This window comes from Candidatus Babeliales bacterium, from assembly GCA_035944115.1.
Classification (GTDB): Bacteria; Babelota; Babeliae; order Babelales; family Vermiphilaceae; genus DASZBJ01.
The window spans coordinates 1-5,228 of the sequence record DASZBJ010000024.1 but is presented as its reverse complement, the minus strand read 5'-3'; the positions used below and the strand labels follow the sequence as shown (position 1 = coordinate 5,228).

5 protein-coding genes are annotated in these 5,228 nt (G+C 37.9%); all 5 read left to right on the top strand.

Going from position 1 to position 5,228, the window contains the following annotated elements; all coding sequences use genetic code 11:
* On the top strand, nt 1–122 hold a 122-nt coding region (locus tag VGT41_02855), incomplete at its 5' end, for an IS5/IS1182 family transposase (GenBank protein HEV2601212.1).
* A 40-nt stretch (nt 123–162) separates the two neighbouring features.
* The gene (locus VGT41_02850) at nt 163–819 is read left to right on the top strand and encodes a GNAT family N-acetyltransferase (protein ID HEV2601211.1); all 657 of its coding nucleotides are present in this window, start codon (nt 163–165) and stop codon (nt 817–819) included.
* A 181-nt stretch (nt 820–1,000) separates the two neighbouring features.
* The gene (locus VGT41_02845; GenBank protein HEV2601210.1) at nt 1,001–1,831 is read left to right on the top strand and encodes an Rpn family recombination-promoting nuclease/putative transposase; all 831 of its coding nucleotides are present in this window, start codon (nt 1,001–1,003) and stop codon (nt 1,829–1,831) included.
* A 197-nt stretch (nt 1,832–2,028) separates the two neighbouring features.
* Nucleotides 2,029–4,521 carry a hypothetical protein gene (locus VGT41_02840; GenBank protein ID HEV2601209.1) on the top strand — a complete coding sequence of 831 codons (2,493 nt, stop codon included), beginning with the start codon at nt 2,029–2,031 and terminating at the stop codon, nt 4,519–4,521.
* A 9-nt stretch (nt 4,522–4,530) separates the two neighbouring features.
* Entirely contained in the window at nt 4,531–5,049 is a 519-nt protein-coding gene (locus VGT41_02835) for a hypothetical protein (GenBank protein ID HEV2601208.1), read from the top strand.
* The last annotated feature ends 179 nt before the right edge of the window (nt 5,050–5,228 follow it).

The following is a 5,228-nucleotide window of genomic DNA, read 5'->3' as shown; positions in this document are numbered from 1 at the left end:
ATGTGATTGGAATGATAAAACGATTCAAAATAGTTTCTGACAAGTACCGTAATCGAAGAAAGAGGTTTGGATTACGTTTTAATCTCATTGCGGGAATATGTAATTTTGAGTTAACTAAATGAGTTTCAGAAGAGGTCTATTGTCATACACAGAAGGATTAAAATGATAATTAAGATGCTGCAAAGAGCCATGGCTTTTTTAGTGGTGATCGGTATGGTAATGCAATCAATAATGTGCGAAAAGCAAAGTACTCCTATTACTATTCGTTTGGCAACCAAAGATGATATCCCAGCATGCGTTCGAATAACTCGTCAGGTATATACTACGATTTATAAACCTCTTGAATCGGTTTATTCGGATGAGCAATGGCAAGAATGGCTTGATGAGTTGAATGATCCTTCTGATGTGTTTTTTCTCTATACCAGTCAGTTATTAGTAGCTGAAACAGCAGATAAAAAGATTGTTGGATGTGTCATGGTAGCTCCTTTTTCTCTTCCAGATGTTTCTGAATTTATGCGTAATACGTTGCCGCTTAATTTTGATTTGCTTGCGCAACGGTTTCATGGCTCAGCTGCATATGTTTTTCGTTTGTATGTAAATGAAAATTACCGTGGCAGTGGCATTGGTAAAAAGTTACTTCAAGCTTCTGTGGAATTTTTTGGGCCAGTTGAAAAGATGTACTTGGATACATTGGTTTTAAATACAAATGCGATGAGCTTTTATAAGTACCTTGGCTTTGTAGAAGAATATGAGCGGAGGGTATCGGCAGGTGATGGTCAGGTTGTTGTTCTTTCGATCAATACCAATCAGCTGCAATAGTTTTTTCTGCTTTTATAAGCATGTTGGTTTTGTGGAAGAATATAACCAGTCTATGCCAGATAAATCGGTTGTGGCGACTGTAGGTAGTATTTTCGTATCACTGTCTTTTACTTATTCGGCCCAACTGATACATTTTGTTACAGAGTCAAACATTTCTACCTTTGTGATAAAGGATAAATCTATGATATATATGGATCCAACCAGTGATATAGGATTTAAAAAACTGTTCGCCAATATGGCGCACAAAGAGATTGTGATCAGTTTTTTAAACAGTGTATTAGGACGTGTAGAAGGAAGGAAAATTATTGATGTTGTCATCAATGATCCCAATAATTTTCCTGATAATCGTCAAGCAAAAACAAGCATTGTTGATGTGCGTTGCACAGATCAAAAAGGGAATCAATATATTATTGAAATGCAAATAGATACGCAAAAACATTATGCTCTCAGGGCACAATATTACAGTTCTATTGCATTGAGCAGGCAACTTGCAAAAAAAGAAAACTATGAAGAGTTGGTTCCGGTTATTTTTATTGGCGTATTAAACTTTACGCTTTTTCATAGCAACCCCCATTACCTCAGCCATCATTTTATTTTGGATAGCAAAACCTATACGCGAGAGCTTGCGCATTTAGAGTTTCATTTTATTGAGCTCGAAAAATTTAAAAAAGAGGTAGATGAGAATAGTCCTATCATTGATAAATGGGTTTATTTTTTAAAGCATGCAACAACATTACAAGCCGTTCCTAATTCATTAAAAAACCCTGAAATAAAAGATGCTTTTGATGTTCTTGAGCGAGCTAATTGGTCAGTTGCAGAGCTAGAAGCATATGATCGTTATTTGGATGAAAGACGTTCTTATGCAGGTAAAATACAATATGCTGAAGAACAAAAAGCTTTAGAAATAGCTAACAATCTTTTGTTACTAAATAACCTTGATATTAGAACTATTGCCCAGATAACTGGTCTTACTGTTGAGCAAGTAGAAGAATTGAAAAATAAAAAGACATAGAACACAGTAGGCACCATATTGTGCCTATTTTAGGTGCCCATTCAGATTAACTTTCTTCTGTGCCTCCTAAAAAACTAAAAAATATATGCACACAGTGCATTAAGCCTCTCTCACTTTAAAATCTTCAAAAATAAGTCACTTTTGCAATAGGGTAAAGCCTATAAAAAATAATAACGATTTTTTTATAGGCTTTATCGATGCATGTAAATAAAAAGCGACGTTCTGGTCATATCATCCTGTTCTTATTGCTGTGCATCTTTGATCAGATGCGCGTATCAACCATGTATGCTGCTGCGTACTATGAGCCAGCATTACGTGTGGTACAAACTATAATCGAGTATGCTCCGCAAGCAATCAACTCGATTATTCAATTTTATAGCATGGCAGAAAAAGCATGCGCTAAACATAATAGCTCTGCTTTGCTGGCAAAAACTCCGCAAGCAAAAAAAGTTGAATCATCTAAAATACATGCGCCTGAAAAACACTTGCCTGCCCAAGCCACTGTAACTTCAACTACAACACCGAATCTTGCTAAAGCCCACAATAATACCGTTAATTTGGCACAATCTGCAGCAAGAATACAGGCCTATACAAATCATAAAGCAATCAGTCTTACCGCAGACAGGGCTGCTATTGCACAACAAGAAGAACATGCGTATAACGCCATTGCAGAATCCTATGAACGAGTTGCGCAACAAACTATCAACCAAATAATCACCAGCTTGAATGCGCAGATAGAGCAAGCAGCGCGAGAGCAGTTATATAAACACCATTGTGCGCAGCTTGCGCAGATGCATGCCTTGGCAAAAGAAGATGCGCAATGGTATACCACAACAGCAACCGATTCTTCCTTACGTTATAAGCCAAACAATTCGAATCTGTATTTAGGCATCAGCGCTAATCAAAATTATACTCCTGCAATTATTGAAGTGTACGACAGAGAATGGCACGAAACAAGAACACGATTTTATACTGATCCACAGTACCGGACGAACACGCTTACAACAACCAATGCTGTTATCAGCAACAACATGCAACTTCTTGCCGGAGACGTAATGCAACGGATTATTGCGCTCGCAAACCTTGCTTATCTTTCCGCAACCACACCGAATCATCAACGTGCGCTCTATGAATTAAAGCAACGATTATATGTTGATTTTTTTCATAAAGACGATGGGGCAATCTGTTTGAGCGGTATATCATGTGCATGCGGCGCGCAACAATCAGCCCTTGCACATCTACAACAAATTTGTAGTCAGGAAGGATATGAGCACCATAAACAACGCTATCAAAATAAAAAATGCACCCATTCAACTACCTGTCAAGACTTAATACAAGATGGGCCATTATTGAGTAAATACAGCTGGATACCGGGAAGTTTTGAACAAAAAATTACCAACAATGCATTTAATCAAGTGGTATACAAAATGGCTCACGCATGTGCTGTAGGTGATTTACAAGCACTGCAAACAATCAAAAACCAAAATCAACAGGTACGAGGCTCTCATCGGCAAACAATCGATAAGTTTTATGAAATACTACATGCACAATGTTCACAAGCGCTGGAACAACAAAAGGCGTTATTTCAAGATTCTTATGGTATTTATCATTTTGGCCTACCGGAACAATATAGAGATCCATTTTTTACTGAGTTAACGCAACAAGAGCGTCGTCAATTAAAAAACAATCCAGCACAATTAAAAGAATTTAACGACCTACTTTCTATCAGACACGCATACAAAACACAAACCATGCAAACGGCATGGAATATTGCTGATACTGCGCATCCTGCAGTACATCGTGCGTTGTATGATTTGTTAAATGCAGATGTAAGTGATGTTCCGACACTCATTGATGCAATACACACCGTTGTCTCAGATGCTCAATTCAGTCGCGATGAGCCGCTGCATATTAAACAAGCGCTGTTTTTATCTAATGGAATACTCAAAGATTTTGCTCAGTATGATCGCGCTCAATCGCTATCGTTGCCAAAAGAAATTCTTTCGACTGAGCACGATGCAACACGCCGTATTTTAAATCATTTAATCTTCATCGAACATAATCATGAAAGCCGGGTATATAAAGATGCGGCTGCATATGGGATTGCATGCATTGAACGCGCATATGCTATGCAAGGAAAAATCACTGCACAGCAGTATTTGGACAACGCGCAAGTCATTTATAAAGCGCTGTTGTCGGACGAATTGTCGGAAAAAGATATCACAGATCTTATTGCGCAACCCGCCTTCTCTTCTGATTATTATCCACAAACTGAGATGGTCGAAACGGCAGCAGCACTAAAGATCATTGGTGAAGGTCCTCAAATGTCCCTAAAGGGGATACATCCTAAAGTTAAAGAAATATTGGATAGGCAAGCTGCGGGGGAAAAGTATACTGGATATGCACCAGGGCCAGACGATGATGACGATTTTTTTGAAAATTTAAAGAAAGAGTATGATAAAAGAGGTCGATTGCCTGGGGGGAAAATGTATCATCGTCATCGCAAAACAAATCTCTGGTGGTCGAAAGACAAAGCCGAGCACGCTGGAACACATTATAAAGTGTATATACAACAAGGTAAAAAACTTAAGTGGATTTTTGATGTATGCGCAGAAACAGGAAAAGTTATGGCAAAACATAAAGGACCTGTTGGAAGAGAGATTTTCATGAAAGATTTAATTATGTTTTAAGGAACTACTATGGTATCAATAAATTATGCCAACATAAAAAAATACGATGATTTAGAAGAAGTATTTGATGCAAATATTTTAATCACAGGAAGCCTTGCTCGTCAAAAAGAAGAGATATCTGAGAATACGTGGAAAGTTGCATTTGATGATAAATTTATACAAAAACTTACCATTAAAGATTTGGAGCAATTTATTGAACGGTTGGTGCAAACGCGTATTCGACAGCTTGAAAGGCAGATGAATCATACACCAGTTACGTTTTATGTTTGGTTCGATGACATGTCATTACATTTATGTTTTGATTTTTTATCCGGCAAAGGTATTAAATTACCATTTGGTTGCAAATTGAATCTGTTATCTTCTATAGAGCCCGTCCTTAAATCATTTTTAACTGAAGCCCAACGAGCAGCGATTCATGGTCATGTCAATATAGATGATTTGATCTTTTTTAGCCCCGGCGATCCTGGTTTGGATGATGAAGAACCGGAGTGGATTCAGGATGTATACGTTACGACGTTACAAGCATAGTTACTGGCTTAAATGCTCATCAGCTCGGGTCAGCAAGTCTAGGCCGTGTGAACCAAATTATCCTAGCACCATAGGGATTTCTAAAAAATAGACTAATAAACACGACTGTTGGCTTATCAAATTGGATGGCGATTCGCTTGGATTGTCTGAGTCCATTGCTATGCCAGAAAACGTTGCTG